We start from the raw sequence: 26,312 nt of genomic DNA on the forward strand, positions 1-26,312 counted from the left end.
TCAAGCTCCTCGCGTGAAACGTTTGGCGGCGGCGACGGCCACGGCGGCCGACTCCATCGAACGGTAGACGGGGATCCCGGAACCGGCCGCGATCGCGCGGACCCCGTCCTCGACCCCGGGCGGCGCGCACTCGCCGTTCCTGGTGACCAGCGTGATCCTGACCTCGGGCAGATCCTCCTGGGCCTGGGCGAGGTTGCGGGCGCAGGCGTACAGCGGCTCGGCCGAGCTGCCGTAGGTGAAGAAGCTCTGCACGTTCACGTGGGCGACGACGTCCGGGTACGGCCGCCGCGCCACGATCGCCGCGATGGCCTCCCGGGCCAGCTCGGGGCGGCCACGCGGCCCCACCGGGATCTCCAGCGGGTTGGCCAGGGAGCTGCCCACCCCGATCCCGAGCGCCTTCAGCCCGCTCTTCGCCTCCTCCGGCAACGCGTCGAGCGAGAGCCCGGCGGCGTCGAACACGTCGGCGGCCAGGACGCTCGCCCCGCCGCTCGGCCCGATCACCAGCAGCGCGGGATCCCCGTCCGTGCCCGCGCCCCGGGACCCGCCGGTCACCGGGCCGGCGCCGGGCGCGCCCAGGCGGCGGGCGTGGGACTGGAAGAAGGACAGGACGCCGATCAGGTCGTCCTGGCCGGTGACCAGAGCGGCGCCGGACTGCTCGGCCAGGGCCTGCCAGACGCGGTCGTCGCCGACCATGCCGCCGGTGTGGGAGGCCGCGGCCCGCCGTCCCTGGGCGCTCCGGCCGCCGACCAGCAGGACGACCGGGAGCCTGCCGCGCACCGACATCAGGGCCTCGAACAGGGCGCGGCCGCCGCGCGGATCCTCCAGATACATGCCGACGACCGAGGTGTGCTCGTCGACGGCCAGCCAGCGCAGCAGCTCGGCCGGGGTCACGTCGGCGGAGTTGCCCACCGTGGCCACCCGGCTGAACGCCAGCCCGCGCCGCTCACCGACCCTGACGACCTCCCCGGCGAGCCCGCCGCTCTGCGAGATCAGCGCCACGTGGCCGGGCGGCCCCGGCTCGCCGCCGATGAACGTCTGGCCGCCGCGCGGGCTGTAGACGCCCATGCAGTTCGGCCCGAGCAGCCGCGTCCCCGCCTCCCGTGCCGCCCGGACCAGCCCGGCCTCCAGCTCGGGCGCGCCGGCCTCCCCGAACCCGCCGCTCATCACCTGGACGAACGGGATGCCGTCCGCCTGCCGTACGACCTCGGCGCACCTGCCGGCGGGCACGGCGATCAGCGCGTAGTCGGCGTCCGCGTCCGCCAGCGTCGGTACGGCGGGCACGCCGTCGATCTCGTCGGCCTCCGGGTGGACCGCGACCAGCGGCACCCCCGTGGTCCGGTAGAACTCCAGGAACATGTTCCCGAAGTTCGGCCGGTTGGTGGAGGCCCCCACCACGGCCACGGCCCGGGGCTCGAACAGCGCGGTGAAGTCGGCCTCCGCCGCCGGGGCCGGTCGCGGCGCCTCCCTGTGCCGGTCGTCCGGAATGTAGCGGGCGTCGACCGCGACGGCGCCCCGCCCGGTGACGATCACCGGGTTGAGCTCGAACTCGCCGAGCTCCAGCCGTTCCCACAGGCCGCCGGCCCCGCCGATCGTCAGCAGCAGCTTCACCAGGGCGTCCATGTCCGCGGCCGGACGGCCGCGGTAGCCCCGCAGCAGCCGGGAGCCACGCAGGGAGGCGAGCATCCGCCGGGCGTCGGCCTCGGAGACCGGGCACAGGCGCACCGCCGTGTCGCGCATGGCCTCGGTCCAGACGCCGCCGAGCCCGGCGAGCAGGACGGGACCGAAGCCCGGGTCGCGGACGACGCCGACGATCAGCTCGATCCCCGCTTCGGCCTGCTCCTCCACCAGGAACCCGTCCGGGGTGATGCCCTGGGCGAGGAGCCCGCCGAGCATCTCGGCCGCGGCCTCGGCGGCCTCGGCCGGCCCGGCGAGCGCCAGCCGTACCGCACCCGAATCCGACTTGTGGACCAGTCCGGGCCCGAAGGCCTTGAGCACCAGCGGCGGGGCCAGCCCGCCGGCCGCCGCGGCGACGCCCTCGGCGGAGGCGGCCGTGGCGCCGCGCGGCACCGCCACGCCGGCCTCCCGCAGCAGCGCCTTGACCTCGTGCTCGGGGGGCGGGCCCGCGGCCAGGGGATCGGACCCGCTCACGCCTCCTCCAGGAGGTGCCGATACCTCTCCCGGATCTCCCGGCGCAGCAGCTTGCCGGGGCCGCCGGAGGCGTCCTGGAAGTGGGGGAGCTCGTCGGCGACCACGATGCGGTCGGGTCGCCGGTGCTCGGGCAGCGACTCGGCGAGCGCGATCGCGAGCTTCGACGGGTCGAGCGAGTGCCCGGCGCGGGCGACCACCGCGAGCAGGATTCTCTGCTCGGCCGCGTCCTGGCCGTCGACATGCGCGGGCACGCCCACCGCGCCGGCCTCGGCCACGTCGTCCAGCGCCACCGCGGCCTCCTCGATCACCGAGGGCTGCGACCAGGCGCCGCCCTTCAGGATCGCGTCCTCGCGGCGGCCGAGTACGGTCAGGTTGCCGTCCTCGGCGAGGACGCCCAGGTCGCCGCCGACGTACCACTCGCCGCGGAGCACCTCGGCCGTCTTGCCGGGGAGCCGGTCGTAGCCGGACATCCGGTGCGGCCCGGCCAGGTTGATCTCGCCGACCTCGCCGACCACCCGGTCGCCGGACGGCCCGGTGATCCGTACGGCGTTGCCGGTCCTCGCCCTGCCGGAGGAGCCGAGCGGCGTGCTGCCGTCGTCCACCCGGCCGAAACAGGTGTAGGGGGCCTCGGTCTGGCCGTAGTAGCAGTAGACGCCCGCGCCGGGCAGCCGCTCCCGCATCCTGCCCAGCAGCGTCGCGGGAAGCGCCTCGCCGCCCAGCATGATGACCCGCAGGGACGACAGGTCCACCCCCTCGTGGTCGTCGGAGCCGAGCAGGGCCGCGTAGAAGGAGGGGATCTGCGAGACATGGGTGACCCTCTCGCGGGGGACCACCCTGAGGAAGTTCGCCGGTCCCCAGTCCTGCTCCAGCACCAGCCGCATGCCCGCGTACAGCGCCGGCCCGACCAGCGCGGGGAAGCCGATGCCCCAGATGATCGCCCCGGTGCCGAGCACCGAGTCCTCGGCGCGCGGCACGTCCAGCCAGATCCGCGCGGTCGCCAGCGACGAGGCGTGCGTGTGGATCGCGGCCTTGGGCAGTCCGGTGGTCCCCGACGTGTAGTAGAGGGCGAGCGGGTCGTCCCCGGAGCCGTCCGGCGCGAACTCCCCGTCCGGGGCGGCGGCGGTCAGCGCGTCCAGGTCCACGGCGTCCTCGCCCGGGCCGCCGACCTTGATCCAGGTGGTCACGTCGGGCAGCCGGGGGCGGATCTCCGCCACGACCCGCTCGACGGTGGAGTCGTAGACGAAGGCGGTGGCGCCGGAGTGCGCGACGACCTCCCGCAGGGTGTCCACCGGCCAGTACGGGTTGAGCGCCGCGGTGACCGCGCCAAGCTTGGCCGCCGCCAGGTAGACCTCGGCCACGTGCAGCGTCTCGTTGAGCAGCGCCGCCACCCGCCGCCGGGGCTCGATCCCGGCCGCCGTCAGGGCGTGGGCGCGCCTGTCGACGATCCGGTCGAGCTCGGAGTAGGTGAAGCTCCGCTCGCCGCAGTAGGTCAGCGCGACCTTGTCCGGGGTGCGCAGGGCGTTGGCGGTGAGGATGGCGTAGGCGTAGTTGCCGTAGGGGGATCGCGCCATTATGGCCTCCGGTCAGAGGGGGGTGGAGGACGCAGAGGGACGGGCAGGGGACGCAGCGGGAGGGGGTGCTCGGGGATCTACGAAGGGTCTTGGAGGGGGCTGCTCGGGGAACTCGGAGGACTCGGAGGGGACTCGGGAGGGCCGGCGGACTCGGAGGGGGCGGAGAGACTCGGAGGGGTCAGAGGGAGGAGTAGAGGACGAAGACGTTTCCCGACGGGTCACGGAGGACGGCTCTGATCTCGTGCGGCCCGGTCTCGGGCTCGCGGACCACCTCCGCGCCCGCCCCGGTCAGCTCCCGTACGGCGGCCGCGACGTCGCCGACCTTGTAGGACGGCGCGGTGACGTCTCCCGTCACCCGTTCCCCGGCCGCGACCAGCGCGACCGTGGCGCCCCCTCCGTCCAGAGCCGCGAACCGGTCGCCGTCGCGGAACCGCACCGCCAGGCCGAGTGCGCCGGAGTAGAGGGCGATCGCCTTGTCCAGGTCGTCCACGGGGATCAGGATGTTGCCGAGCTTGGTCATCGAATCTCCTTGAGCGTGGAGACCCCGGACTTCAGCCATGGAAGGGAAGTCACGTCGGTCTCCAGTGAGGTAGGTCGTCGACGAAAGTCACGCACACCGGCATGCCGATCCGCACCCGCTCCGGTGCGCAGTCCACGATCCGGCCGAACGCCCTCACCCCCTCGGGCAGGTCGATCCAGGCCAGCACGTACGGCTCCCGCCCCCGGAACTCGGGCACGAACGAGCGGTGCACCACGGTGAACGTGTGCACGGAGCCCTCACCCGAGACGGGCTCGTAGGGGAGGTCGGTGCCGCCGCAGTGGGGGCAGTCGGGGGCGGGCAGGTGCACCCGCCGGGCGCAGGCCGTACAGCGTTGAATGACCAACTCGCCGCGACGGCAGGCATCCCAGTAGGTGAGCGTGTCACTGGTCATCGATCGCCAAGCTAGCGCACGCTTGGTTGACTCACAAGACGTCGCCTTCGGCGGATCCGTCCGGGCTCGGTCCGTCCTCGGAGGGCCGGTCCGGCGCGGAGGGGCCCGGCTCCGGATCGGGCTCGCAGGAGGGCAGGGGGAGCCGCACGTCGCGGGAGCGCATGGCACTCCCGGGGGCGGTGACCGTCACCACCCGCCGGACGTACTCGCCGCACGCCGGGAGGCCGGCGAACTCCACGGCGACCTCGCGCGTGTAGTCGGTCCGGCCCGACAGCTCCAGCGTCTGGACGGCGCTGGTGAACCCCCCCTCGCCGCCGACGACCTGCTGGGCGGACCCCAGCTTCACGGTCACCGCCGAGGTGCCGCCGGTCCGGACGCGGAAGCGGACCACGGTGCCGTCGAAGGAGACGATGTCCACGCTCTCGACCGAGGGGGCCGGGCACGGGTCGCCCCTGACCTCCGCCGTGCGGGTCCGCGGGCCGCCGGCCGCCCGGGGCGAGGTGGAGACCGTGACCCGCCGGTAGAGGGTCTGCCCGCAGGCCGGGGCGGTGAAGGCGTGCGGGACCGTCCGGGAGTAGGCGCCGGCCCCGGCGAGGGTGAGGCCGCGCGGGGACGACTCGGTGAGCCGGTCGGGGGTCTGCCCCTCGGCGAACCCGACGGTCAGCACGACGTTCGCCGTGGTGGACGCCCGCAGGCCGATCGTGGCGCCGCCGGCGGTGATCCCGGTGATCGCCAGTTCGCTGACCGCGTGCGCGGGCGGCGGCGTCCCGGTGGGGGCCGGGGTGGCGGTCCTCGGGGGAGTCTTCGACGGAGCCGGGGTCGCCGTCCTGGGGGGAGTCCTCGACGGGGCCGGGGTGGCCGTCCTGGGGGGAGTCTTCGACGGGGCCGGGGTGGGGCGGGCCGGACCGGGGCTCTCCGGGGCGGAGGGCCGGCCGGTGCTCGCCGAGGACGGCACGGTCCGGCCGGTGACGGCACGCCGGGACGGCCCGGGGGTGGTGACCGGCTCCGGTGGCGGGGATCCGGCGTCCTTCCCGGAGGACGTCCTTCCGCGGGGCGTCCTCCCGGGAGGCGCCGGCGGATCCCCGGACCCGGGGGAGCGCGGCGCCGGAGTGAAGATCGTGTCGGCGGAGAGCCGGTCGGGTGCCCGGTCGGCGGCGACCAGGCCGACGGTGACCGCGACGGTGATCACGGCCGCCCCGGCCACGACCCGCGGGCCCAGCCGGGGGCGGCGTATCCCGCCCATCCGGCCGGCCACGCTCCGCGCGACCGAGGTGCTCACCCTGGGGACGGGCCTGGCCAGCGGGAACGTCAGCGCCAGCAGCGTGGCGAGCTCGGCCAGGTGCCGCCGCCCGCGCTGCTCCCACTCCGGCCCGTAGGCCGAGAGCGCGGCCACCTCCAGGTCCGCGATGAACGCCCGTGCCGTCGGCGGCCGGTCCGCCGGGTCCTTGGCCATGCCCCGGGCGACCAGCCCCCGCGCCGAGCCCGGCACCGCCTCCAGCGGGATCGGCGCCGTCCGGTGCAGGCGCATGAGCGCGGCGGGATGGTCGGCCCCGTACGGCCTGCGCCCGGTGAGGCACTCGAAGAACACGCACGTGGCCGCGTAGACGTCGCCCGCCGCGCCGGCCGGCTCCCCGGCCCACTGCTCGGGCGCCATGTAGGGCGGGCTGCCCGCGGGCGTGCCCGGCTCCCCGATCCGGGCGGCGATCCCGAAGTCCGCCAGCTTGCTGGTGCCGTCCGCCTGGACCAGCACGTTCTCCGGCTTGTAGTCGCGGTGCGCGATCCCGGCGGAGTGCGCGGACGCCAGACCCGTGAGGGAGCCCTTGAGCACGACGAGGGCCGCCTCGGGGCTCGTGCTGCCGTGCTCGGACAGGATCCTCCTGAGCGCGACCCCGTCCACCAGCTCCATCACGATCGCGGCCTCGAGCACGTCCTCGTAGTACTCGTAGAGCCGGACCACGTTCGGGTCGCGCAGCTCCACCATGACGCGCGCCTCCTCGCGGAAGCGCGCCACGAACCAGGGGTCGTCCCTCATGGCCGCGTTCAGGTACTTGATGGCCACGTAGGCGCCGGTGGAGGCGTAGGTGGCCAGCACGACCCGGCCGCTGCCTCCGGCGCCGAGCTCTCGCACCTCGTGGTATCCCGGAACCAATTCAGTCCCCCTCCGAGCGCCGTCGCTTGTTCGACGGTCTCACCCCCGCCATCGGTTGTCACGGTTCGCGAACTTTGCCGGAGAGTGAGGTGACTGTCGTCCCCGGGGAACCGGCCGGCCCGCGTGTTAGGCTCTGGCGACACCAAGCAAGCGCTCGGGCGTTTGGAGGTCGGATGCCGGTCGATCTGAGGTCACTGGCCGCACCGGGGCACAGTGCGGTGCTGGTGATGGAGATGCAGCGCGGGGTCGTCGGCGATCTAGCGAAATTTCCGGATCTGGTGGAGGTGTGCGCGCGGCGGGACGTGGTGGCCAACGCCTCCTCGGTCCTCACCGCGGCCCGTTCGGCCGGAATCCCGGTGATCCACTGCACCGCGGCCTTCCGCGCCGACCGGGCGGGGTCGCACACCGGCAACTGCCCGTTCATCACCGCCCTGCTCAAGGACCCCGCCCACATGCTGGAGGGCACCGGGGCGATCGAGGTCCTGCCCGCGCTGCTCGACCCGGCCGACCTGGAGTCGCGCCGCTACCACGGCTTCTCCCCCTTCACCGGGACCTCGCTCGACATGACCCTGCGCTCGCTCGGCGTCTCGTCCGTCGTCGCGGTCGGGCTCTCCCTCAACCTCGGCATCCCCGGCCTCGCCCTGGAGGCCGTCAACCTCGGCTACCGGGTGGCGGTGGTGGCCGACGCCGTGGCCGGGATCCCCGACGACTACGCGCAGGCCGTACTGGCCAACACCGTCGGCCTGCTGGCCGCGCGGGTGAGCGCCGCCGACCTCGTGGAGGTCTGGCGGTGATGGAGGGCCTGCGGCTGGACGGCCGCACCGCGGTGGTCACCGGCGGAGCCGGCGCGATCGGCGCGGCCATCTGCCGCGACCTCGCCTCGCTCGGCGCCCGGATCGTCGTGGCCGACGTGGACGGGCAGGGCGCCGCCGCGATCGCCGACGAGCTGAACAGCGAGTCGCTGGGGCTGGGTGCGCGGGTCGGGGCGCCGAGCGGGCCCAGGGCGCCGGCTAGGGCGCTGCGGGTGGACCTGACCGACCCGGGATCCATCACCGGGTTCTGCGGGGACGCCGGGCCGGTGGACATCCTGGTGCACAACGCGGGAGTGTCGGTCGTCGAGCCGTTCGTCGGCAGCGACCCGGCGGCCTGGGACCTGATGTGGCAGGTCAACCTGCGCGGCCCGATGCTCCTCACCCGGCTGCTGCTGCCCGGGATGACCGAACGCGGCTGGGGGCGCCTGGTCTTCATCTCCTCCGACGGCGCGCGGGCCGGGTCCGGCGGCGAGGGCGCGTACGCCGCGACCAAGGCGGGACTGTTCGGGCTGGCCAAGACCCTCGCCCGCGAGGCGGCCCGGGCGGAGGTGACCTCGAACGTGGTCTGCCCGGGGCCCACCGACACCCCGATGCTCCGCCGGGTGGACGCCGAGAAGCCGGGGCTGGTCGACAAGCTCGCCCGGAGCGTCCCGCTGCGCCGCCTCGGCGCCCCCGAGGACGTGGCGGGCCTGGTCGCCTACCTCTGCACCGACAGGGCCGCCTACATCACGGGCCAGGTCCTGTCGGTCAGCGGCGGCATCACGATGCATTGAGGCTAGAGGGAGCCGTAGACGGCCTCGGCGAGGCGGTAGGCGCGGAGGCTGCCCGAGACCGCGTCCGCCATCTTGTTCATCGTGTAACCCATGCCCAGGCCGTGCTCGACGTCGCCGAGTCCCAGGAACCCGCCCAGGCCGGTGTGGCCGAACGCGGACTCCGTGCCTCTGGAGGGGGTGAGGAAGGTCAGGGCCGGGCGCATGTAGCCGAGGCCGAAGGAGCTGTCGATGACCAGCACCCTGTCCGGGCCGGTGACCCGTCGCCGGAGGGCGTCCGCCAGCGTCTCCGGACGCAGGATCCGCCCGGCGACCAGGTCGCGGTAGAACCCGGCCAGGCCCCGCGCGGTGGCCACGACCCCTATCGCCGGCCAGCCCGAGCGCAGGATGACCGGGTGGTTGGCGCCCCCCTGCAGGCGGTGGATCGGCGGATTGCCCAGGGCCCGGTTCATCAGGCTGTCCCTGTCGAGCACGGCTCGGGACATCTCCGCCACGGGATCGCCCCGCCCCGGCAGCTCGGACACCGTGGACACCCGCGGGACGGCGTCCGCGGCGGCCCCGGCGGGTGCCGCCCCGGCGTCGGCGGGCCCCTGCCGTCTCCCGGCGGACAGCCGCGCCGCCCGCGCCGCCACCTCCTCCGGCGCGCCGAACCAGAGTTCGAGCCCCAGCGGCTCGGCGATCTCGGCGGCCACGAACTCGCCCGCGGACTTGCCCGAGACCCGGCGGATCACCTCGCCGAGCAGGAACCCGTACGTCAGCGCGTGGTAGCCGTGCGCGGTGCCCGGCTCCCAGATCGGCGCCTGCCCGGCCAGCCGGTCCGCGATGGCGGCCTGGTCCTCGAACTCCTCCAGCGGGACCGGACCCTCGACCGTGGGCAGCCCCGCCTGGTGGGTCAACAGGTGCTCGACGGTGATCCGCTCCTTGCCGTGGCGGGCGAACTCCGGCCACACGTCCGCGACCGGCGCGGCGACGTCGAGCAGCCCGCGCTCGGCCAGCAGCAGCGCGGCCGTCGCGGTGACCGCCTTGGTGCACGAGTACGTCAGCGCCGGGGTGCCGCGCTCCCAGGGCCGCCCGCTGTGCCGGTCGGCGACCCCGCCCCACAGATCCACGACCGGCTCGCCGTCCAGGAAGACCGCGAACGCCGCCCCCAACTCCTCGCCCTCGGCGAAGTGCCTGTCGAACACCTCGCGCACCCGGGAGAACCGGGGATCGCACTGCCCGTGAACCACCGTCATGACCCGTCCCTTTTGAAAGTGAGCACTTGCTTGGTCACCGAGCCTAACAACTGGGGCCGTTTCGGCCCAGACGACCAGCGCGGCACCCTGAACCTGCTGACCCCCGCCACGGTCCTGGCCGCCCTGGCCTCGGCCGCCACCGGCCAGGTGATCAGCCTGGCCATGCCCATCAGGGGAGCCACCTCCTCCGCCGCCCCCACGACAGTTCCCCACCTGCGCGGACGCCCGCTGCCGCAGCACTTCATGTCGGTCGACGGCGGCGACTACGCGGCCGGGACCCGTCCCGTCGGGGCCGGTCTCCGCCTGGCCGACGACGCCGTCATCGTCACCCACCACGGCACCACGACCCACATGGACGCCCTGTGCCACATGTGGTCGGGGGAGGAGCTCTACAACGGCCACCCCGCCGCCCGGGTCAGGTCGTACGGCGCGACCCGGTGCGGCATCGAGACCGTCGGAGGCGTCGTGGCCCGCGCGGTCCTCTTCGACGTCCCCCGCCACCTGGGCCTGGACCACCTCCCGGTGGACTTCCGCGTCTCCGCCGGCCTGCTGCGCGAGATCCACGACGACGTACGGCCCGGCGACGTGGCCGTCGTCCGCACCGGCTGGCCCCTGGTCTGGGACAGCTCTCCCGAGGAGTACTGGTCCGGCCAGCCGGGCCTGTCCGCCGGCGCGGGCCGCTGGCTCGCCTCCCGCGACGTCGCCGTGGTCGCCTCCGACAACGCCGCCATCGGCGGTCTCAACGCCCGTCAGCTCGCCGACGAGGGGCTGGAGGACGACCTCCACATGATCCTGCTCTGGCGGCACGGCGTCCATCTGGCCGAGATGCTCTGGCTGGAGGAGCTGGGCGCGGCGTGCGCGGGCCGTGCGGGCGGGGACTTCGTCTTCGTCGCCGCCCCCCTCAGGATCGAAGGGGGCACCGGCAGTCCCATCAACCCGCTGGCGATCCTCTAGCGGGTCCGGGCGCCCCGCCGGATCGGCCCCGGGGCGCCGCCGCGCCCGGCGTCCCGCTCCCGCCGTCCCGCGTGCCGGTCGGCGCACCGTCCCGCGTGCCGGTCGGCGCACCGTCCCGCGTGCCGGTCGGCGCACCGTCCCGCGTGTCGGTCGGTGTACCGTCCTACGTGCCGCCCCGCATGCCGTCCCGCGTGCCGCTCAGTGGACGCGATCGGTGCCGACGCCCCGGAGCAGGGTGTCCAGGACCTGGACGGCGAGGGTGTCGGCGTCGCCCTCGCTCCGCGCCGCCTCGTGGATGAGGGCGTAGTAGACGCGCCGGGCCCAGGGCAGGTCTGCGTCGGGCCGCAGGACGCCGGCCTCCCGCGCGCGGCGGAACATCTGGTCGCACTTGTCCAGCGCGGCGGCGTGGACGCGGGCGACCTCGGGATCCCCCTCCGAGGCCCGGCCCATGGCGAACCCCCAGTCGATCTTGATCCGGAGCACGTTCGCGGTCACCTGGTGGAGGACGACCAGCGGCGGGGCGGTCGAGGAGTGGGCGGCGTCGACGGCCGCGCCGAACTGGCGGGTGGCCCAGGCCGTCATGGCGTCGACGAGCGCCTCGCGGGAGGCGAACCGGCGGTGGACGGTGGTGCGGGCGACGCCGGCGGCTTCGGCGATCTGCTCCATGGTCGCGGCGGGATTCCTGCTCAGGACCCGTTCGGCCGCCTCCAGGATCGTCAGCACGGTCCGCTCGGCGTCCGCCCGCCGCGCCCGGCCGCCGTGGCCCGCCGTCGCCGCTTCCCCTTGTGTCATGGACCGGAGACTACATCAGAGATGCTTCTTCGGCCGTAGTTGCAACATCGTTGTTGCAACTAGTACGTTGAGTGCGTCTTAACCGATGCAACTGGATCGAGCTGGTTGCGGCTGACGGAAAGAGCTCTCATGGACATGCGACTGAACGGCAAGACCGCCGTGGTGACCGGGGCCAGCCGGGGGATCGGGCTGGCGATCGTGGCCGCGCTCGCCGCCGAGGGGATGCGGGTGGTGGCCGGCGCGCGCACGGTCTCGCCGGAGCTGAAGGAGACCGGCGCGACCGCCGTACCGGTGGACCTGTCCACCCCGGACGGCCCGGCGCTGCTGGTCGGCGAGGCGCTGGCGGAGCTGGGCGAGATCGACCTGCTCGTCAACAACGTCGGCGGCGGCGACGTGGGCGAGGGGCAGCTGGGCGGATTCCTCGGCTTCGACGACGAGGGGTGGCGGCAGGCGTTCGACCTCAACTTCCTCAGCGCGGTCCGCACCACCCGGGCGGCGCTGCCCAGTCTCCTGCGGAGCCGGGGGAACATCGTCAACATCTCCTCCAACGGAGCTCGGACGCCGCACGCGGGGCCCGTCGCCTACACCACCGCGAAGGCGGCGCTGACCGCGCTCGGCAAGGCCCTCGCCGAGGAGTTCGGCCCCCGGGGGGTGCGCGTCAACACCGTCTCGCCCGGCCCGGTGCGCACCGCCATGTGGGAGGACCCGGCCGGATACGGCGCGGAGCTGGCCAGGTCGATGGGGATGGAGCACGAGCAGGTGCTGGCCCAGCTCCCGGCCTGGACGGGCATGACCATCGGCCGCCTCATCGAGCCGGCCGAGGTGGCCGCCATGGTCGTCCACCTCGCCTCACCCCACGCCGCCGGCATCACCGGCGCCGACCACCTCGTCGACGGCGGATCCGTAAAGACCGTCTGAGCGGAGCGGACCCGGGACGGCGGCCCCCACGGCACGCCGGAGAGGACTTTTGTCCTGGACGGGCCTGGATCGATGGATCTGCCGGAGCCGCCGGGGCCTTGACACCGTGGAGGGCATGAGCAGAAAACCGACGTGGGCCGCGCCGGCGGTCACGCTCCTGGTGTCGGCGTGCTCCGCCCCGCCGGCCCGGAACGCGGGGCCGGAGCAGCCGGAGGCGTGGACCGGGACCAGGGGCGAACGTCGCCCGAGTGGCTAGATCGCCTGGGTGAAGCGGGTGAGCAGGTCTCGGAGGGAGTCGCGTTCGTCCGGGGTGAAGGCGGCGGCGATCCTGCGCTCGATGACCACGGCCGCCGCGTCCGCGGTGCGCAGCGCCTCGCGCCCCGCGTCGGTGAGGTGGGTCTCCAGCATCGTGCGATGCCACTGATGCGGGCCGCGTTCGATCAGGCCGTGCCCCAGCAGGTTCTTCAGCACGACGGTCATCGCCTGCGGGGTGACGAGGCACTCCCTGGCCAGGGCGGCCGCGGAGATGCCCGGGTTGTCGACCAGCACGAGCAGGGCGGCGTACTGCGGCACGGTCAGCCCCGCGGTCTTCACCGCCGCGTGCTTGGCCGCCATGAGCCGCTGCTCGGCGCGTTTCACGAGCAGGCCGAGCCGCTCCTCCGCGGGCATGTCCATGAGCGGAGCTTACAAGTCACCCTCTGCATAAGAGGATTTATATATATCAAAGCTTTGATATTGTGCCTTCATGACCGTGATCCCGGAGAGCCACCTCGACCTGCTGGCCCGCCCTCTGTACGCGCACCTGGCGACCCTGATGCCCGACGGCACCCCGCAGGTGACGCCGGTGTGGACCATCTGGGACGGGGAGTTCCTGCGCTTCACCACCACGACCGACCGGCAGAAGGGACGTAACGCGAGCGCGCGGCCCCACGTGGCCGTCTCCGTCAACGATCCGAACCAGCCATATCGCTACCTGGAGGTCCGCGGCACCGTCGAGCGGATCGACCCCGACCCCGAGGGGGCCTTCTTCGACGTGCTGGCCAAGCGCTACGGGCTGGAGTACGAAGCGCCGGTCGGCGACGCCGAGCGCAGGGTGGTTCTCGTCGTGCGGCCCACCCGCTTCACCAGCCAGTGACACGTTCTCGCCGCAGAACGGGCTGACCTTTCCGGCTGGAGTCCGAGTGGACCGCATGCCAGACGGGCCTGATCCCGGCCGGGGAGTAGCACCGAGCTTCGCTTACATCTTTCGCGCCCGGCTTCTGGGTGTGAGCGATATCCGTCCGCGCGACTTCGTCGTCGCCCTTCCGGCGGTCCAGGTGGGTCGCGATGCCGTCCCTCGTCGGGCAACCGGCCTCGAAGGCGCCGTTCCGACGCAGGTGTGCTGGTGGACCGGTGCTTTCCAGGTCGGCTGGCGTAGGCTCCGGCTATGACCGCTGCTCCCGAGGAGTATGAGGACATGCATCGGCTGGTTGACCGGCTGACGCCGGACCAGCTTCATGAGGTGCGCGCGCACACCCTGCGTCTCGTCCACTCCGGTGAGGGAGAGTCGGGCCAGGAGTGGACGCCTTCCTGGTTCGGGTCGGTGACCACCGGGCAGGACGACATCGCGGAACGCGCTGAGGAGATCTTGCGCCAGGGGGATGGTCGCGAAGTGTGATCGTCGTTGACACCGGCCCATTGTTGCCGCTGCCATCCGGACTGACCGTAGGCACGATGTCTGTGTTGAGGTGTTCAACCAGTTCCGTAGAGAGCGACGTGAGCTTCTCGTTCCGGCTTTCGTGGCCGGCGAGGTCTCCCACATGCTCGGCAAGATCGGCGGAGCCAAAGTGGAGGCCGGCTTCCTGCGCTCGCTGACGTCTGGAGTCTTTCACCTGGTCGATCTGATGGACGATGATCTCGACCGCATCGCCGACCTGGTAGAGCGTTATTCAGATCTTCCGCTCGGATCGGCTGACGGCTCAGTGGTCGCCGGCGCTGAGCGTCTTCGAATCACCGAGGTGTTCACCTTGGACGCCAGGGACTTCTCCGTGGTCCGGCCCGCGCATGTCGCCGCTTTTACGCTGGTACCCGGCTGACCTCCCTATGCGCCACCGGCCACATCACGTCGGCAGGCCATCAGCGTCAAGCTGGGCGACCCGTCCGAGTGGAGCGCCTGCCGGACGGGCCTGGTTCCGACCGAGGATCAGCTCTTCGCGTGCCGCCCATGGGCTCTGCCGATCTTTCAGGCGCAGGCCGTTCCGCTACGACGGCCTGCGACGCGGTTCGGTGATTGCTGTTCTGTATAGCTATCTGTATAGTTTTTGCATGACTGCTCTCCATGATGCGACCGAGCTCACGGTCACCGAGGCCGCGCAGCGGGGTGTGGCCCGTCTGGTGGCTGATGCGGAGCAGGGGGCGGATCTGGTGGTGACCCGCCGGCATCAGCCGGTCGCGGCGGTCGTGAGCATGCGGCGTCTCAACGAGTTGGAAGAGGCCGCAGCCGATCTGCGTGACCTGGCGCTGGTTCTTGTACGGTCGGCGACCGACAGCGGTCGGCGGACGTCGATCGATGATGTCCTTTCCGCCTTCGGGCATACCCGTGAGTCGCTGGCCGCGCTTCCGGATGACGAGTAGCGGTGTCCGACGTCGTATTCACCGACCCGGCCGTTGACGATCTCCGCAGGATCGGTCCGGACGCGGTGCCCAAGGTCCTGAAGAAGATCCTTCTGCTGCTGGAGAACCCCGAGGCCGGCTACCCGTTGGGTGGGGAGCTCACCGGATTCCGCAAGCTTGTCGTCGGCCGGAACACCTGGCGGGTCGTCTATCGGATCACCGATGACAAGGCGGTCGAGATCTGTGAGATCTGGGCAGTCGGCGAGAGGGCCGACGCGGAGGTCTACGCCGAGGCCAAGGCGCGAGTTCGGGTGGCCGGCGGTTCGCGTCCCGATGTCGTCCGCCTCGGCGAGGTCATCGACCGCCTCGGAACTCTGACCGATCACATTCACATCGACGAGGCGCCTGCACGGGAGTCGGTTCCTGACTGGCTCGCCAATCGGTTGATCTACACAGTCGGCATGGCCCGCGAGGATGTGGCGGCACTCGACCTGGAGGAAGCCGTCGATCTCTGGACGGAGTTCCGCTCGGGGGCACGTTAGCCCGTAGTCACCGTTCACAGGTGGCACTGTGCAGGTGAGAGCCATTTGATGCTGGGTTACTGCGATATCGGCGGCACCAAACGTCAAGCTAGGTGACCCATCGAGGTGGGGCGCCTGCCAGACGGGCTTGGTCCCGACAGGGGGGTAGCTTCACAGATCTCGCCGTACGGCTCACCCTCGACTCCTGGGCGTGGGCCGTTCTGCTATCCAGCCCCGGTTCGGTGAGCGGGATGTGTGTGAGGAGCGGTCAGGCAAAAAGGTGTCGTTAGAGGCGGGTACTTCGAGGACGGACGTCAATTCCGGCACACAGGCGCTAGAACTTGCGTAAGGTGCAAGCTATGTTTCAGGTTATGAAACAGCCTCCGCCCGTCTTGCTTCCGCTGTTGCGCTCTCCGTTTCAGGGGGAGCTCCTGGCTTGGCTCTTTCTCCACCCTGGTGAGGAGTACGCCTTGATTGAGCTGGCGAAGAGGTTCGACGTCTCGGCCTCGACCGTGACTCGCGAAGTCGATCGTCTTGCTGCCGCGGGTCTGGTCGTCGAGCGAAGGATCGGCAACCTGCGGATGATTCAGGCGGACACCGACGTAGTGGTGGCCCGCCCGCTGACCGAGCTGCTCGCTCTGACATATGGTCCGGTGGCGGTGCTCGGTGAGCGACTTTCCGGTGTCGCCGCCGTTGAGGAGGCGTACATCTACGGCTCCTGGGCCGCGCGGTACTCAGGCGAGCCGGGAAGAGTGCCGAAGGATATAGATGTCCTGGTTGTCGGAGCCGCTGATGAAGACGATCTTTACGACGCCGCCAGGAGCGCCGAGCGGCAACTGGGCAGAGAGGTGAACATACGGCGACTGAGTCGCGATGACTGGGAGTCCTCTGTCGGCGACCCCTTCTTGGAAACGGTCAGGTCTCGGCCGCTTGTCCGACTCAAGATTGAAAAGAGGGAGAGCCGGTGAGGTGGGAGCAGGGGCGTGCTGCACTTGAGGGCATGCTCGGCCGTGGTGAGATCGAAAGAGTGGTGGCGAGCCGGGCGCAGGCAGAGGAACTGCTGGCTCAGGCTCGAAAACATATGGTGACGGCTCGCCTTGCGATGGAATCGGATCCGATCGGCGCGTACCAGCTGCTCTACGACGCGGCGCGCAAGGCACTGTGCGCCGTACTGGAGAACCAAGGACTTCGGGCCAGCAGCCGAGGTGGGCACATCGCCGTGTACGAGGCGGTTGGCGCGCAGCTTGACCCACCACTAGGTCAGAGCCTGCGGCCTTTTGATCGGATGCGTCGGCGACGAAACGAGGCGGAGTATCCGCGTTTGGGGTCACCCCGTTTCAGCGCCGATGATGTCAGAGCCGACATGGCCAAGGTCGAGGCGATCGTGGAGATCGCGACAAAGGTGATCGATCAGATGCAACCTTTCTGACGGCGGTTTCTCGCTGCGCCAGAAAGGCGCTGCCATCGGCCATGGCTCTGAGGCGGGAACGGCCACTGCGGCCTTGGAGGGACCGGCGTCAAGTCAGGTGACCCATCCACGTGAGACCTTGCCGGACGGGCGAGGATCTGGCCGAAGGTGACTCCCCGCGCTTGCACGCGTCTTCCCGGGGTGGGCTGTCTGACAGTTCGGCTTGCCCGGTTCGACGGCAGGCGACGGCAGGGCGTTCTCTCCTGTGATTCACCATCTATCAGAATGTGTTCTGACTTACGATGGCGGGGTGAGTACCGGTAATGCCGACGCCGTCACCTTCTCGGACCTGTCGAGAAACCCCCGAGCCGTCGCCGAACGCGCCGCACGCCTCGGTCGAGTACGCATCACCCACCGAGACGCCCCCGATTTCTACCTGACCGCCGCCGACCGCGAGGACCAACGCGGGCAGACGCTGGCTACCGCATCCCGCCTGTTCCTCGCCCTCGTCAAGCATGATCCGACCGCCCGCACGCTGGTCATCGCCATGCCCGAGGTTTTCCCCTGGGTGCGTCACCTCACCTCCGCCGAACTGCGTTCCTTCACCCTCGAACTGGTAGAGGCGCTCTCCGACGCCGCGGAGCTGGATGTCGACGTCACCACCCAGGAAGTCATCGCGGGCTGGCGGGCGACCGCTCGGATCAAGGCCGACCCCGTGCGCTACGCCCAGGCTCGCAAGGCCACAAGCGGTGACTTCGGGCCGGTGGAGGTCTCAGCGTGAGTCCGAAGCGTGGTGATCGGGTCACGGTCCCACCTCCGGATGGCGAATGGGATATCCGGTTCGGTAGCAGCGACGCGGTCAAGGGATGGGAGGAATTGTGCCGTCACGCCTTGGCCAACACGCGCCGGTGTTTCGAGGCACTGCGTGCTGATCCACGCTCACGGGCTGATCACGAGCGTCGACATCGTCTACGTGGCGACCTCGCGACTCATCGCCATAATGGCCATGAACTGGAGCAATGGGAATTCGAGGTCACCAGCGGCGGGCGCGTTCGCTATGCCATCGATGACGCCACCCGAACTGTCTGGGTCGTCTATGCATCACCTCGTCACCCGAAGGACACCGATGTCTGAAGCCGAAGGCTGGAATCCGATCAGGTGATCTCCCGCCCGGACCGCGGCGGTCTTGGGAGATCCGATGGATACCCCAGCCTCGACGGCGCCAACGTCGCCTGCCCCGTCGGCCTGATGGGCAGGGAGGCGTAGATCTCCGGATTCCGCCGGATCTCGGTCCCCGGCCGGTGAGTGCGGGTGGCCGATTCCGGGGGCGTACGGGGGATGGCCCGGGGGCGGCCGCCCCCTGGTTCAGAGGTCGGGGCGGCCGCCCCGGTTCGGGAACCGGAGTAGCCTCCAGTTCGGGACCGGGGTAGTCGCCGGTTCAGGAGCCGGGGTAGCCGCCGCCGCCGTGGGCGTCGTCGAGGGCGTCGTAGTCGGGGGTGAAGCCCTTCTTGGGGATGGCCTCGACGAAGTCGACGTGCCTGGGCTTCTTGTATGAGGCGAGCCGGGCGCGGACGTGTTCGACGACGTCCTCGGCCGTGGCCTCGCCCTTGAGGACCACGACGGCCTTCACGGCCTGGTGCCACCGGTCGTCGGGGACGCCGATGACGGCGGCGTCGGCGATCGCGGGGTGGGTCTTCAGCGCCCGCTCGACCTCGGCGGGGTAGATGTTCTCGTTACCGGACTTGATCATGCGGAGCCTGGGGCCGATGAAGGTGATCGTGCCGTCGGGCTCGCGGCGGCCGAGATCGCCGGTGTGGTGCCAGCCGCCGCGCGTCTTCTCCGCATTGAGCTCAGGTCTGTTGAAATATCCGGAGAAAAGCGACTTGCCGCGGGCGCAGATCTCGCCCACCTCCCCGGACGGCACCTCGCTCCCGTCGGAGGAGAGCAGCCGCACCTGGACCAGCGGCGACGGCCGTCCGGCGAATCCGGCGGCGCCCGGGGCCAGGCCGAGGAAGGTCAGCATGCCGCCCACCTCGGTCTGGCCGTAGCCGCCCATCTTGGACCGGCACCAGGGGGAGTCGTCCACCGTCGTCATCGCGTCCCACTCGGCCGAGTGGGAGACGAAGCGGAGCGATGTCAGGTCGTATTTGCCGTCCCTGTTCGCCTCCGTCACCGCGTCGATCATCTGGCCGAACAGGAACGCCTGGGTGACCTTCTCCGCGTCGATCAGGCGGCAGACCTCCTCGGCCTCGAACGCCGGGGTGAACACGTTCGTCCCGCCGATCTGCAGGGTGGCCAGGCAGAACATCATCGTGCCCACGTGGAACAGCGGGCCGTTGTTCAGGAAGGTGAAGCCGTCCTCCATCTGGCGGACCACCAGCAGCGCGGTGCTGTGCGCGACCAGTGCGGCGCTGCTGAGCAGGGCCGCGTTCGGCCGGCCGTCGAAGGCGGCAGTGTAGAGCGCGAGCACCGGGAGCGTGTCGTCGCCGGCCCCCTCCCGGCGGGCGGCCGGGGAGCCGCTCGACAGGAAGGCCTCGTAGCCGTCGCCGGCGAGGATCCAGCCGTCGTCGCTCAGGGGGGCGGCGGCCTCGGACCGCTCCCAGACGACGACTTTCGGGGTGAGGTCGTCCACGACGAAGGACAGTTCGTCGGTGGACTGCCGCCAGTTGGCCGGGCAGAAGATCGCGCCGAGCCGGGAGGAGGCGAGCAGCAGCTCCAGCACCGGGTGGCCGTTGCGGCCGAGCCACAGCACCCGGTCGCCGGCCGTGACGCCCCGCGCGGCCAGCGCGTCCGCCAGGCGGGTGACCCGCTCGTCGAGTTCGGGATAGGTGAGCCGCGCCTCGCCGTCCACCACCGCCGTCACCCGGGGGCGGCTGCGGGCGTGCTCGGCCAGGACGTCGGACAGGGTCAACCGGTGGATCATCGCGCCTCCTGCTGGGGGGCGTACGGCTCGCGCCCTTCCGCGTGCGGCCGGCCCGAGCCGTACGGGACGGATCACTTGAAAGCGGGCATGACCTCGGCGGCGAAGAACCGCATGACCTTCTTCATCTCCTCCAGCGGCATCGGCCTGGTGCTGCCGAAGTCGCAGAGCAGGTTGGCGAACCCGGCGTCCTCGAGCAGCCGGATCTGGCCGACCACCCGCTCGGGGTCGCCGATGACCTCCAACTGCTCCCAGCGGAAGTCGTTGGAGACCGCGCCGCCCTTGAGATAGCGGTCCTGGTAGTACTCGAAGCCCTGGGCGGCCTTGCCGGTCCGGGGGTCGATCGGCGAGCTCTTCTCGTTGAAGATCCGGGACCGGTCGAACATCGTCTCGAACCTGGCCTGGTCCTCGCGGGCCCGCTCGACCGTCGCGGCGACGTAGACGCTGCGGGCGACCACCAGCTCCGAGGCGGACACGTTGTGCCCGGCCCGCTCCGCCGTCTCCCGCCAGGTCTCCGCCGCCTTGACCACCTTGCGGAAGGGCGCCGCCGGGTCGGCCAGGATCGGCAGGCCGCGCTCGGCGTACATGGTCACCGTCTCGGGGGACACGGCCGCCACGTGGATCGGCGGGAACGGGTCCTGGACCGGCCGGGGGACGAGCTCCACCTCGGTGCCGGTCCGGTAGAACTTGCCCTCGTGCCGGAAGGACGGGTTGCCCCAGAGGCCGAGCACGACCTCCAGGGCCTCGTTGAACCGGTCGCGGGCCTCGGCCAGGTCGATGCCGAAGCCCTCGAACTCGAAGCTCTGGTAGCCGCGGCCGATCCCCAGCTCCAGCCGTCCGCCCGAGAGCATGTCCACCATGGCCGCCTCCTCGGCGACGTGGACCGGGTTGTGCAGGGGCAGGACCACGATGCCGGTCCCCAGCCGCAGCCGCTCGGTGCGCGCGGCCATGTGGGACAGCATCGTGAACAGGTTCGGCACCACGCCGTAGTCGCGGAAGTGGTGCTCGGCCAGCCGCACCCCGTGAAACCCCAGTTCCTCGGCGAGCTCGACCAGCTCAAGGTGGTAGTCGTAGACGTCCTTGAAGCTCTGGCCGTCGAACCGGTGGAAGAGGTGGAAGGTCGAGAACTTCATCGGCTGTCCCCTGGCGGTCGTCTCCGTGTGTCCCGTTCCGCGCTTCCGGTACGGCTGGCCGTACGAAACCAAGCGCTCGCTTGGGCGAGCGTATCAGTGGTTGCCGCGGACGGTCCAGGTGACGGACTGGGTCAGGAACTCCTCCCGGTAGCCGGGGTCGCGCACGTCGGTGGTCTCGTCGGTGACGACGGCGGTGACGGTGCCGCCGTTGCCCATGCCGATGACGTCCACCGAGGTACGGCCCCGCCAGGGCCGGTGCTCCTTGCCGTCGCGGTACCAGCGGACCGAAAGCGTCGGGACCGGGGCGGGGGTCACCGAGAGCGTCGACGTGCGTGCCACCGGCCGCTCGTTGGGCGTGTGGGAGTCGATCGGGCGGGCGATCGCGTAGAACGACTGGATCATCTTCTCCCTGCTGACCGAGTTGAACTCGCGGCCGAGTGACTTCATCAGCGAGTTGGGGGTGGGCCGGTAGACGCCGTACTGGGTGTAGTACCCGCCCTCGTAGGCGCCGACGACGTCGCCGTCGGGGCTGGGCGCGCCGAGCCAGTACCACCACTTGGCCCGCTCGGCCCGCATCCGCCCGGCGTCGCGGACGCTGACGTTGACCTCGGAGAACTCGGGGCCGTCGTAGCGGCTGCCGTCGCCCGGGTAGGCGTAGTAGTCGTACTCGTCGGCCAGGTCGCCCAGGGAGTGGCCGAGCTCGTGCGGCAGCACCTCTCCGGCGCGCTCGTTGCCGCCGGAGAAGGTCGCCATCTCCTCGTCGGTGTAGCCCGCGCCGCCGTACTTGGCGGAGTTGGCCATCGCCGCGATCTGGTCCACGCCGGGCGCCAGCGCCGCGTAGGACTTCGCGCGGTCCTCGTCCACGCAGAGCAGCCGCTCCAGGCCGTCGCACCAGAAGGTCATCTCGAGCGGGGTATCCCTGACCACGTCACGGGCGGGGTCGCCGCTCACGCCGGACACGGGCGAGGGGATGTCGATCCGCCAGACGTTGAACAGCCCGCGGTAGCTCTTGAAGGGCTCGCGGCCGGACAGCAGCGCCCATTTGGCGGCTACCTGGTCGCCGTAGAGGCCGAGCTCGGCCTCGGTGTAGCCGTCACCGACGAAGACCAGGTCGATCCGGTCCGCGCTCGGCCCGTTGACCTCGACGGGGGTGAGCCTCGCGGCGGACGTGGCGAGGGAGCGGGCCTTCGGCCCGGCGGAGGCGGGCACCTCGGCGCGGGTGATGGTGCCGTCCTCGGCGAAGACCTCGACCGGCCTGGTCGGACCTGCCGGAGCGGCCTGCGCGGTGGCGGTCCGCGCGGGAGTGGGCGTGGATGCGGGGGAGGGGGAGGCGAGGGCGGGCGCGGCGGCGAGGGCGGTCGCGCAGGCGGCGACGGCCGCCGCGGTCAGCAGGGGGATTCGGCGCACAGAATTTCCTTTCAGGAAATGTCGTGAGATGCGCTGATCTTCGATGTCGAGCGGTAACACCCCGATCACGTGGCGGTGACAAGACGGCCCGCCGGAACCGGAGAAGAGGGGGAAGCTGCAGCTCAGCGGGCATCCATCAGCTCGGAGTGATGGAAAGTGGGATGGGGGCGTAGGCTCGTCCGGTGAGCCTGGAACTACGGCACCTGCGTGTCCTGTGTGCCATATCGGACACCGGGAGCCTGACCCGGGCCGCGCCCCTCCTGGGCACCACCCAGCCCGCCCTCTCTGCGCAGCTCCAGCGGATCGAGCGGATCATCGGCGGCAGGCTCTTCGACCGCGACCGCCACGGCGCCCGCCCCACCCCGCTCGGCGACTTCGTGCTCGCCCGGGCCCGCACCGTGCTGAGCGGCATGGACGAGCTGCTGCTCGGAGCCGCCGCCCGCCCCGCCGGCGGCCCGGTACGGCTCGGCGGAGTGGACGGGCCGATCCTGGTCGGCCTGGTCGACCGGCTCGGCGACCTGCTCGGCGGCCGGGAGATCACCTCCTACGCCGACGCCGCGCCGCGGCTGCTGTGCGACCTGGTCGCGGCCCGGCGCCTGGACGCCGCCGTGGTCGTCGACTACGTGGGTCACGAGCTGCGCCCGGTCCCGCCGCTCCGCCAGGAGCAGGTCGCCGCCGAGCCCGTGTTCGTGGCGCTGGCCGGTGGCCACCCCCTCGCGGGCCGTTCCGAGCTCGACCTGGCCGATCTGGCCGGGGAGGCGTGGGTGCTGTCGCCGTCCGACGGGGGCGGCTGGCCCGAGTGCTTCCGCACGGCGTGCCATCGGGCCGGATTCGTCCCGCGCGCGCCGCACCAGGCCGCGGACGCCTGGACCATCAGGGAGATCGTCATCTCGGGCCGGGCCATCGCCCCCTGCCGGGCCACCTTCGCCGAGAGCGCCGGTCTGGTCATCCGCCCGCTGCGCGGCGACCCGCTGGTGATGCGGCACCTGCTGGTGTGGCATCCGCAGGGCGGGCTGGCCGCCCACGTGCCCGCCGTACGGGATCTGGCGGTGCGGGTGTTCGCCGACCACGCCCGGGAACGCCCCCGATATCGGGAGTGGCGCAGCCGGTGACGCCGCCGGGGGCCGTCCCCGGCGCCGGGAGTGGCGCAGCCGGTGACAGCGTCCGGGCCGTCAGGGGGCCGGCGTGGCGCAGCGGGTAACGTTCCCCGGGTGACTGTCCTTCTGCCCGGTGTCGCGCTCACCGACCACGTCTTCACCGTCCCCCTCGACCACGCCGATCCCGGCGGCCCGACGATCGAGGTCTTCGCCCGCGAGGCGGTGGACCCGGCCAAGCAGGATCAGGACCTGCCGTGGCTGGTCTTCCTGCAGGGCGGTCCCGGCGGCAAGGCGCCGAGACCGGTGGCGGCGGACGGCTGGCTGGGGCACGCGCTGAAGACCCACCGGGTGCTCCTGCTCGACCAGCGGGGGACCGGCCGCAGCACCCCGCTCACCGCCAGGACGGTGACCGGGACCGACACCGAGCTGGCCGCCCGTCTCCGGCACTTCCGCGCCGACGCGATCGTGGCCGACGCCGAGCTGATCCGGCGCGAGCTCTGCGGTGACCGGCAGTGGGAGACCCTCGGCCAGAGTTACGGCGGGTTCGTCACGCTGACCTACCTCTCCCGGGCCCCCGAGGGGCTCAAGGCCTGTTACGTGACCGGCGGCCTGGCCGGGCTCGACGCCACCGCCGACGACGTCTACTCCCGCACCTACCCCAGGGTCCGCGAGAAGGTGGACCGCTACTTCGCCCGCTACCCCGGCGACTCCGCCCGCCTGGACGCGATCGCCGCCCATCTGCGCCGCGAGAAGGTCGAGCTGCCGGACGGCGACGTGCTGACCGTGCGCCGCCTGCAGAGCATGGGCCTGTGCCTGGGGATGAGCGACGGCGCGGAATACCTGCACTGGGTGCTGGAGGAGGCCTGGAACGGCGAGCGGCTCTCCGACCTGTTCCTGTATGAGGTCATGATGGCCACCGGCTTCGTCGGCAACCCCCTCTACGCGGTCCTGCACGAGTCGATCTACGCCCAGGGCGCCTCCACCGCCTGGGCGGCGCACCGGCTGCTGCCCGAGGAGTTCGCCGAGGAGGCCGAGCCGCTGCTGCCCACCGGAGAGATGATCTACCCCTGGATGTTCGACGAGATCGCCGCCCTCCGCCCGTTCAGGGGAGCCGCCGAGATCCTCGCCGCCGCCTCCGACTGGCCCGCCCTCTACGACCCGGTACGGCTGGCGGCCAACCGGGTCCCGGTGGCCGCCGCCGTCTACTACGACGACATGTACGTCGACGAGGGCCTGTCCATGCGGACCGCCCGCGCGGTCGGCAACGTGCGGACCTGGGTGACCAACGAGTGGGAGCACGACGGCGTCCGCGTCTCCGGCGGGCAGGTGCTGGCCCGCCTGATGGACACGGTCAACGGCGTCCACGGCTCCTGAGAGCACGCCCGGCCGTCCCCGCCGCCATGACGGCGGGGACGCCGGGCCGGTCCTCCGGCGGGCACCTCGCTCCCGTCGTCACGCCACACCCGCGTGGCGCCCAGGATCCCGAATCGCATGGGGACGATTGTCCCCGCTCACCCGGGGGCGGGGAGCCTCAGGGGCTGGGGAGCTCGGTCAGCGGCAGCCGTACCTGGAAGCGGGTGTCGCCCGGCGTCGACTCCACGCGCAGGTCGCCGCCGTGCCGGCCGGCGACGATGCGGAAGGAGATGTCCAGGCCCAGCCCGGTGCCCTCGCCGACGGACTTGGTGGTGAAGAACGGCTCGAAGATCCGCTCGCGCAGGTGCTCGGGGACGCCGGGGCCGGTGTCGCAGATCTCGATCAGGGCGGTGGTGTCGTGCTCCAGGCGGGTGCGTACGGTCAGCGTGCCGGTGCCGGCCATCGCGTCCAGGGCGTTGTGGATCAGGTTGGTCCACACCTGGTTGAGCTCTCCGGCGTAGCCGGGGATCGGCGGCAGCTCCGGGTCGTAGTCGGTGGCCATGCTGATCCCGGGCGGGATCTTGCCCCGGAACATGGTGAGCGTGCTGTCCAGCAGCTCCCGGACGTCCACGGTCTGGTACGGCGCGCGGTCCATCTGGGAGTACTGCTTGGCGGAGGCGAGCAGCGAGGAGATGCGCTCGGTCGCGTCGGTCACCTCGTTCAGCATCTGGTTGATCTCGATGGCCTCGGCGAGCCAGTGCATCGCCCCGGACAGGTGCTCCTGCCCGACCGCGTCGCGGACCTTCTCCACTCCGCCGGCCTTGAACCCGGCGGCGACCAGTGCCGGCGCGAGCTCCCAGCCGTCCGCCACCCCGGCCTCCTCCAGCTCGTCGCCCAGCTCGTCCTCGGCGTCGGAGACGTCCAGCGGGGACCGCGCGGGCAGGCTCGCGGCCTTGTCCGTGCAGCCCTCCTGCAGGTCGATCAGCGCGCGCAGCCGTCCGGCCGAGATGCCCGCCTCGGCCAGCGAGGCGAGCTGCCGCCGCGCCGACCGGACCTTCTCCCGCATCTCGCCCACGGCCCGTACGGCCGCCGCCGCCGGGTTGTTGAGCTCGTGGGTGAGCCCCGCGGTGATCGTGCCGAGGGCGGTCAGCCGCTGCCGCCGGTCGATGATCTCCCGCTGGGCGAGCCCGCCGAGACGCACCCCGTCGAGCAGGTGGACCGCCATCGGGAACCACTCGCCGATCATCAGGCCGTACTTCTTGGCGGGAAGTACGAAGAGCCGCGAGGGCTTGGTCGCGCGCAGCGAGTGGGAGTAGGTGTCCGGGGCCCGGTCGCCCAGGTAGGCGGAGGTCGCTCCGGCGTAGACCCCGCGCTGGGAGGTGGGGGTCATGGTGACCACCCCGGCGGGGGTCTCGGTGGACATGACGATCTCGCCGTCGACGAGCACGAGGAAACACTCGGCCGGGTCGCCCTGCCGCACGATCAGCTCGCCGGCGCCGAACTCCCGCTCCTCGCCGTGGGAGGCCAGCCACTCCAGCTTCTCGTCGTCGAGTTTCTCGAAGAGGAACAGCCCGCGCAGGACATCCGTGCTGGTCATGAG

Annotated in this window: 27 protein-coding genes; 15 read left to right on the forward strand and 12 right to left on the reverse strand. The window is 71.7% G+C overall.

Going from position 1 to position 26,312, the window contains the following annotated elements:
- The 5 genes from BM085_RS19215 to BM085_RS19235 all read right to left on the reverse strand — a co-directional run bounded on the left by BM085_RS19215 (position 1) and on the right by BM085_RS19235 (position 6,800).
- Complete coding sequence (locus tag BM085_RS19215; protein ID WP_093888333.1) at positions 1 to 2,148, reverse strand: acetate--CoA ligase family protein; 2,148 nt, start codon at positions 2,146 to 2,148, stop codon at positions 1 to 3.
- A complete protein-coding gene (locus BM085_RS19220) occupies positions 2,145 to 3,719 on the reverse strand; it encodes a class I adenylate-forming enzyme family protein (RefSeq protein WP_093888334.1) in 1,575 nt (524 codons plus the stop codon). The genes BM085_RS19215 and BM085_RS19220 overlap by 4 nt, the downstream gene beginning before the upstream one ends.
- 178 nt (positions 3,720 to 3,897) lie before the next feature.
- Positions 3,898 to 4,239, reverse strand: coding sequence for a VOC family protein (locus BM085_RS19225; protein ID WP_177245168.1), 342 nt, complete (start codon positions 4,237 to 4,239; stop codon positions 3,898 to 3,900).
- Positions 4,240 to 4,288: 49 nt separating this feature from the next.
- Positions 4,289 to 4,651, reverse strand: coding sequence for a Zn-ribbon domain-containing OB-fold protein (locus BM085_RS19230; protein WP_012888727.1), 363 nt, complete (start codon positions 4,649 to 4,651; stop codon positions 4,289 to 4,291).
- A 31-nt stretch (positions 4,652 to 4,682) separates the two neighbouring features.
- The gene (locus BM085_RS19235; protein ID WP_093888336.1) at positions 4,683 to 6,800 is read right to left on the reverse strand and encodes a serine/threonine-protein kinase; all 2,118 of its coding nucleotides are present in this window, start codon (positions 6,798 to 6,800) and stop codon (positions 4,683 to 4,685) included.
- Positions 6,801 to 6,973: 173 nt separating this feature from the next.
- Here BM085_RS19235 and BM085_RS19240 point away from each other — a divergent pair, with 173 nt between their 5' ends.
- Together BM085_RS19240 and BM085_RS19245 are read left to right on the forward strand one after the other, a co-directional pair.
- Positions 6,974 to 7,594: an isochorismatase family protein gene (locus tag BM085_RS19240; protein WP_093888337.1), complete on the forward strand. Its 621-nt coding sequence runs from the start codon at positions 6,974 to 6,976 to the stop codon at positions 7,592 to 7,594.
- Entirely contained in the window at positions 7,594 to 8,385 is a 792-nt protein-coding gene (locus tag BM085_RS19245; RefSeq protein ID WP_093888338.1) for an SDR family NAD(P)-dependent oxidoreductase, read from the forward strand. The genes BM085_RS19240 and BM085_RS19245 overlap by 1 nt, the downstream gene beginning before the upstream one ends.
- Positions 8,386 to 8,387: 2 nt before the next feature.
- Here BM085_RS19245 and BM085_RS19250 read toward each other — a convergent pair whose 3' ends face one another.
- Positions 8,388 to 9,617: a serine hydrolase domain-containing protein gene (locus BM085_RS19250; RefSeq protein ID WP_093888339.1), complete on the reverse strand. Its 1,230-nt coding sequence runs from the start codon at positions 9,615 to 9,617 to the stop codon at positions 8,388 to 8,390.
- A 30-nt stretch (positions 9,618 to 9,647) separates the two neighbouring features.
- On the opposite strand from BM085_RS19250, the gene BM085_RS19255 reads away from it, so the two are divergent.
- Positions 9,648 to 10,571 carry a cyclase family protein gene (locus BM085_RS19255; RefSeq protein ID WP_093888340.1) on the forward strand — a complete coding sequence of 308 codons (924 nt, stop codon included), beginning with the start codon at positions 9,648 to 9,650 and terminating at the stop codon, positions 10,569 to 10,571.
- A gap of 198 nt (positions 10,572 to 10,769) precedes the next feature.
- Here the strand turns inward: BM085_RS19255 and BM085_RS19260 are convergent, their stop codons facing one another.
- A complete protein-coding gene (locus BM085_RS19260) occupies positions 10,770 to 11,363 on the reverse strand; it encodes a TetR/AcrR family transcriptional regulator (RefSeq protein ID WP_093888341.1) in 594 nt (197 codons plus the stop codon).
- Between the two features lie 129 nt (positions 11,364 to 11,492).
- Between BM085_RS19260 and BM085_RS19265 the strand changes: the two genes are divergently transcribed.
- Positions 11,493 to 12,281 (forward strand): SDR family NAD(P)-dependent oxidoreductase, encoded by a 789-nt coding sequence (locus BM085_RS19265; RefSeq protein ID WP_093888342.1) that lies wholly within the window; start codon positions 11,493 to 11,495, stop codon positions 12,279 to 12,281.
- Positions 12,282 to 12,533: 252 nt separating this feature from the next.
- Here the strand turns inward: BM085_RS19265 and BM085_RS19270 are convergent, their stop codons facing one another.
- Positions 12,534 to 12,956, reverse strand: coding sequence for a MarR family winged helix-turn-helix transcriptional regulator (locus BM085_RS19270; RefSeq protein WP_218158759.1), 423 nt, complete (start codon positions 12,954 to 12,956; stop codon positions 12,534 to 12,536).
- A gap of 70 nt (positions 12,957 to 13,026) precedes the next feature.
- Between BM085_RS19270 and BM085_RS19275 the strand changes: the two genes are divergently transcribed.
- From BM085_RS19275 to BM085_RS19315, 9 genes are all read left to right on the forward strand, one after another.
- Positions 13,027 to 13,416, forward strand: coding sequence for a PPOX class F420-dependent oxidoreductase (locus BM085_RS19275; RefSeq protein ID WP_093888343.1), 390 nt, complete (start codon positions 13,027 to 13,029; stop codon positions 13,414 to 13,416).
- A 291-nt stretch (positions 13,417 to 13,707) separates the two neighbouring features.
- Positions 13,708 to 13,938 carry a hypothetical protein gene (locus BM085_RS19280; RefSeq protein WP_093888344.1) on the forward strand — a complete coding sequence of 77 codons (231 nt, stop codon included), beginning with the start codon at positions 13,708 to 13,710 and terminating at the stop codon, positions 13,936 to 13,938.
- A gap of 142 nt (positions 13,939 to 14,080) precedes the next feature.
- Positions 14,081 to 14,356, forward strand: coding sequence for a PIN domain-containing protein (locus BM085_RS19285; RefSeq protein ID WP_342742890.1), 276 nt, complete (start codon positions 14,081 to 14,083; stop codon positions 14,354 to 14,356).
- A 229-nt stretch (positions 14,357 to 14,585) separates the two neighbouring features.
- Positions 14,586 to 14,894: a type II toxin-antitoxin system Phd/YefM family antitoxin gene (locus tag BM085_RS19290; RefSeq protein WP_093888345.1), complete on the forward strand. Its 309-nt coding sequence runs from the start codon at positions 14,586 to 14,588 to the stop codon at positions 14,892 to 14,894.
- A gap of 2 nt (positions 14,895 to 14,896) precedes the next feature.
- Positions 14,897 to 15,415: a type II toxin-antitoxin system RelE family toxin gene (locus BM085_RS19295; protein ID WP_093888346.1), complete on the forward strand. Its 519-nt coding sequence runs from the start codon at positions 14,897 to 14,899 to the stop codon at positions 15,413 to 15,415.
- A 350-nt stretch (positions 15,416 to 15,765) separates the two neighbouring features.
- On the forward strand, positions 15,766 to 16,362 hold the full coding sequence (locus BM085_RS19300; protein WP_093888482.1) for a winged helix-turn-helix domain-containing protein: 597 nt from the start codon (positions 15,766 to 15,768) through the stop codon (positions 16,360 to 16,362).
- Complete coding sequence (locus BM085_RS19305; protein WP_218158760.1) at positions 16,359 to 16,823, forward strand: hypothetical protein; 465 nt, start codon at positions 16,359 to 16,361, stop codon at positions 16,821 to 16,823. The genes BM085_RS19300 and BM085_RS19305 overlap by 4 nt, the downstream gene beginning before the upstream one ends.
- Positions 16,824 to 17,112: 289 nt before the next feature.
- Positions 17,113 to 17,583 carry a hypothetical protein gene (locus BM085_RS19310; protein ID WP_093888347.1) on the forward strand — a complete coding sequence of 157 codons (471 nt, stop codon included), beginning with the start codon at positions 17,113 to 17,115 and terminating at the stop codon, positions 17,581 to 17,583.
- The gene (locus BM085_RS19315; RefSeq protein ID WP_093888348.1) at positions 17,580 to 17,936 is read left to right on the forward strand and encodes a type II toxin-antitoxin system RelE family toxin; all 357 of its coding nucleotides are present in this window, start codon (positions 17,580 to 17,582) and stop codon (positions 17,934 to 17,936) included. Before BM085_RS19310 ends, BM085_RS19315 begins: the two co-directional genes overlap by 4 nt.
- Before the next feature lie 304 nt (positions 17,937 to 18,240).
- On the opposite strand, the gene BM085_RS19320 is transcribed toward BM085_RS19315, so the two are convergent.
- The 3 genes from BM085_RS19320 to BM085_RS19330 form a co-directional block, all read right to left on the reverse strand.
- Positions 18,241 to 19,725, reverse strand: a complete 1,485-nt coding sequence (locus BM085_RS19320) for an AMP-binding protein (protein WP_093888349.1) — start codon at positions 19,723 to 19,725, stop codon at positions 18,241 to 18,243.
- Positions 19,726 to 19,796: 71 nt separating this feature from the next.
- Complete coding sequence (locus BM085_RS19325) at positions 19,797 to 20,855, reverse strand: LLM class flavin-dependent oxidoreductase (RefSeq protein WP_093888350.1); 1,059 nt, start codon at positions 20,853 to 20,855, stop codon at positions 19,797 to 19,799.
- Between the two features lie 93 nt (positions 20,856 to 20,948).
- The gene (locus tag BM085_RS19330; protein ID WP_093888351.1) at positions 20,949 to 22,262 is read right to left on the reverse strand and encodes a M64 family metallopeptidase; all 1,314 of its coding nucleotides are present in this window, start codon (positions 22,260 to 22,262) and stop codon (positions 20,949 to 20,951) included.
- 182 nt (positions 22,263 to 22,444) lie between these two features.
- On the opposite strand from BM085_RS19330, the gene BM085_RS19335 reads away from it, so the two are divergent.
- Together BM085_RS19335 and BM085_RS19340 are read left to right on the forward strand one after the other, a co-directional pair.
- Entirely contained in the window at positions 22,445 to 23,374 is a 930-nt protein-coding gene (locus tag BM085_RS19335; RefSeq protein WP_093888352.1) for a LysR family transcriptional regulator, read from the forward strand.
- Positions 23,375 to 23,473: 99 nt separating this feature from the next.
- Positions 23,474 to 24,733 (forward strand): alpha/beta fold hydrolase, encoded by a 1,260-nt coding sequence (locus BM085_RS19340; protein ID WP_093888353.1) that lies wholly within the window; start codon positions 23,474 to 23,476, stop codon positions 24,731 to 24,733.
- A 157-nt stretch (positions 24,734 to 24,890) separates the two neighbouring features.
- On the opposite strand, the gene BM085_RS19345 is transcribed toward BM085_RS19340, so the two are convergent.
- Complete coding sequence (locus BM085_RS19345; protein ID WP_093888484.1) at positions 24,891 to 26,309, reverse strand: ATP-binding protein; 1,419 nt, start codon at positions 26,307 to 26,309, stop codon at positions 24,891 to 24,893.
- Positions 26,310 to 26,312 lie beyond the last annotated feature (3 nt).

The organism is Streptosporangium canum (assembly GCF_900113865.1).
GTDB lineage: Bacteria > Actinomycetota > Actinomycetes > Streptosporangiales > Streptosporangiaceae > Streptosporangium > Streptosporangium canum.

Coding starts and splice junctions, on each gene's coding strand:
- BM085_RS19275 (WP_093888343.1), top strand. CDS start 13,027: ATGACCGTGATCCCGGAGAGCCACCTCGACCTGCTGGCCCGCCCTCTG.
- BM085_RS19280 (WP_093888344.1), top strand. CDS start 13,708: ATGACCGCTGCTCCCGAGGAGTATGAGGACATGCATCGGCTGGTTGAC.
- BM085_RS19265 (WP_093888342.1), top strand. CDS start 11,493: ATGGACATGCGACTGAACGGCAAGACCGCCGTGGTGACCGGGGCCAGC.
- BM085_RS19250 (WP_093888339.1), bottom strand. CDS start 9,617: ATGACGGTGGTTCACGGGCAGTGCGATCCCCGGTTCTCCCGGGTGCGC.
- BM085_RS19300 (WP_093888482.1), top strand. CDS start 15,766: ATGAAACAGCCTCCGCCCGTCTTGCTTCCGCTGTTGCGCTCTCCGTTT.
- BM085_RS19345 (WP_093888484.1), bottom strand. CDS start 26,309: ATGACCAGCACGGATGTCCTGCGCGGGCTGTTCCTCTTCGAGAAACTC.
- BM085_RS19320 (WP_093888349.1), bottom strand. CDS start 19,725: ATGATCCACCGGTTGACCCTGTCCGACGTCCTGGCCGAGCACGCCCGC.
- BM085_RS19225 (WP_177245168.1), bottom strand. CDS start 4,239: ATGACCAAGCTCGGCAACATCCTGATCCCCGTGGACGACCTGGACAAG.
- BM085_RS19325 (WP_093888350.1), bottom strand. CDS start 20,855: ATGAAGTTCTCGACCTTCCACCTCTTCCACCGGTTCGACGGCCAGAGC.
- BM085_RS19220 (WP_093888334.1), bottom strand. CDS start 3,719: ATGGCGCGATCCCCCTACGGCAACTACGCCTACGCCATCCTCACCGCC.
- BM085_RS19285 (WP_342742890.1), top strand. CDS start 14,081: ATGCTCGGCAAGATCGGCGGAGCCAAAGTGGAGGCCGGCTTCCTGCGC.
- BM085_RS19245 (WP_093888338.1), top strand. CDS start 7,594: ATGGAGGGCCTGCGGCTGGACGGCCGCACCGCGGTGGTCACCGGCGGA.
- BM085_RS19290 (WP_093888345.1), top strand. CDS start 14,586: ATGACTGCTCTCCATGATGCGACCGAGCTCACGGTCACCGAGGCCGCG.
- BM085_RS19260 (WP_093888341.1), bottom strand. CDS start 11,363: ATGACACAAGGGGAAGCGGCGACGGCGGGCCACGGCGGCCGGGCGCGG.
- BM085_RS19270 (WP_218158759.1), bottom strand. CDS start 12,956: ATGGACATGCCCGCGGAGGAGCGGCTCGGCCTGCTCGTGAAACGCGCC.
- BM085_RS19230 (WP_012888727.1), bottom strand. CDS start 4,651: ATGACCAGTGACACGCTCACCTACTGGGATGCCTGCCGTCGCGGCGAG.
- BM085_RS19240 (WP_093888337.1), top strand. CDS start 6,974: ATGCCGGTCGATCTGAGGTCACTGGCCGCACCGGGGCACAGTGCGGTG.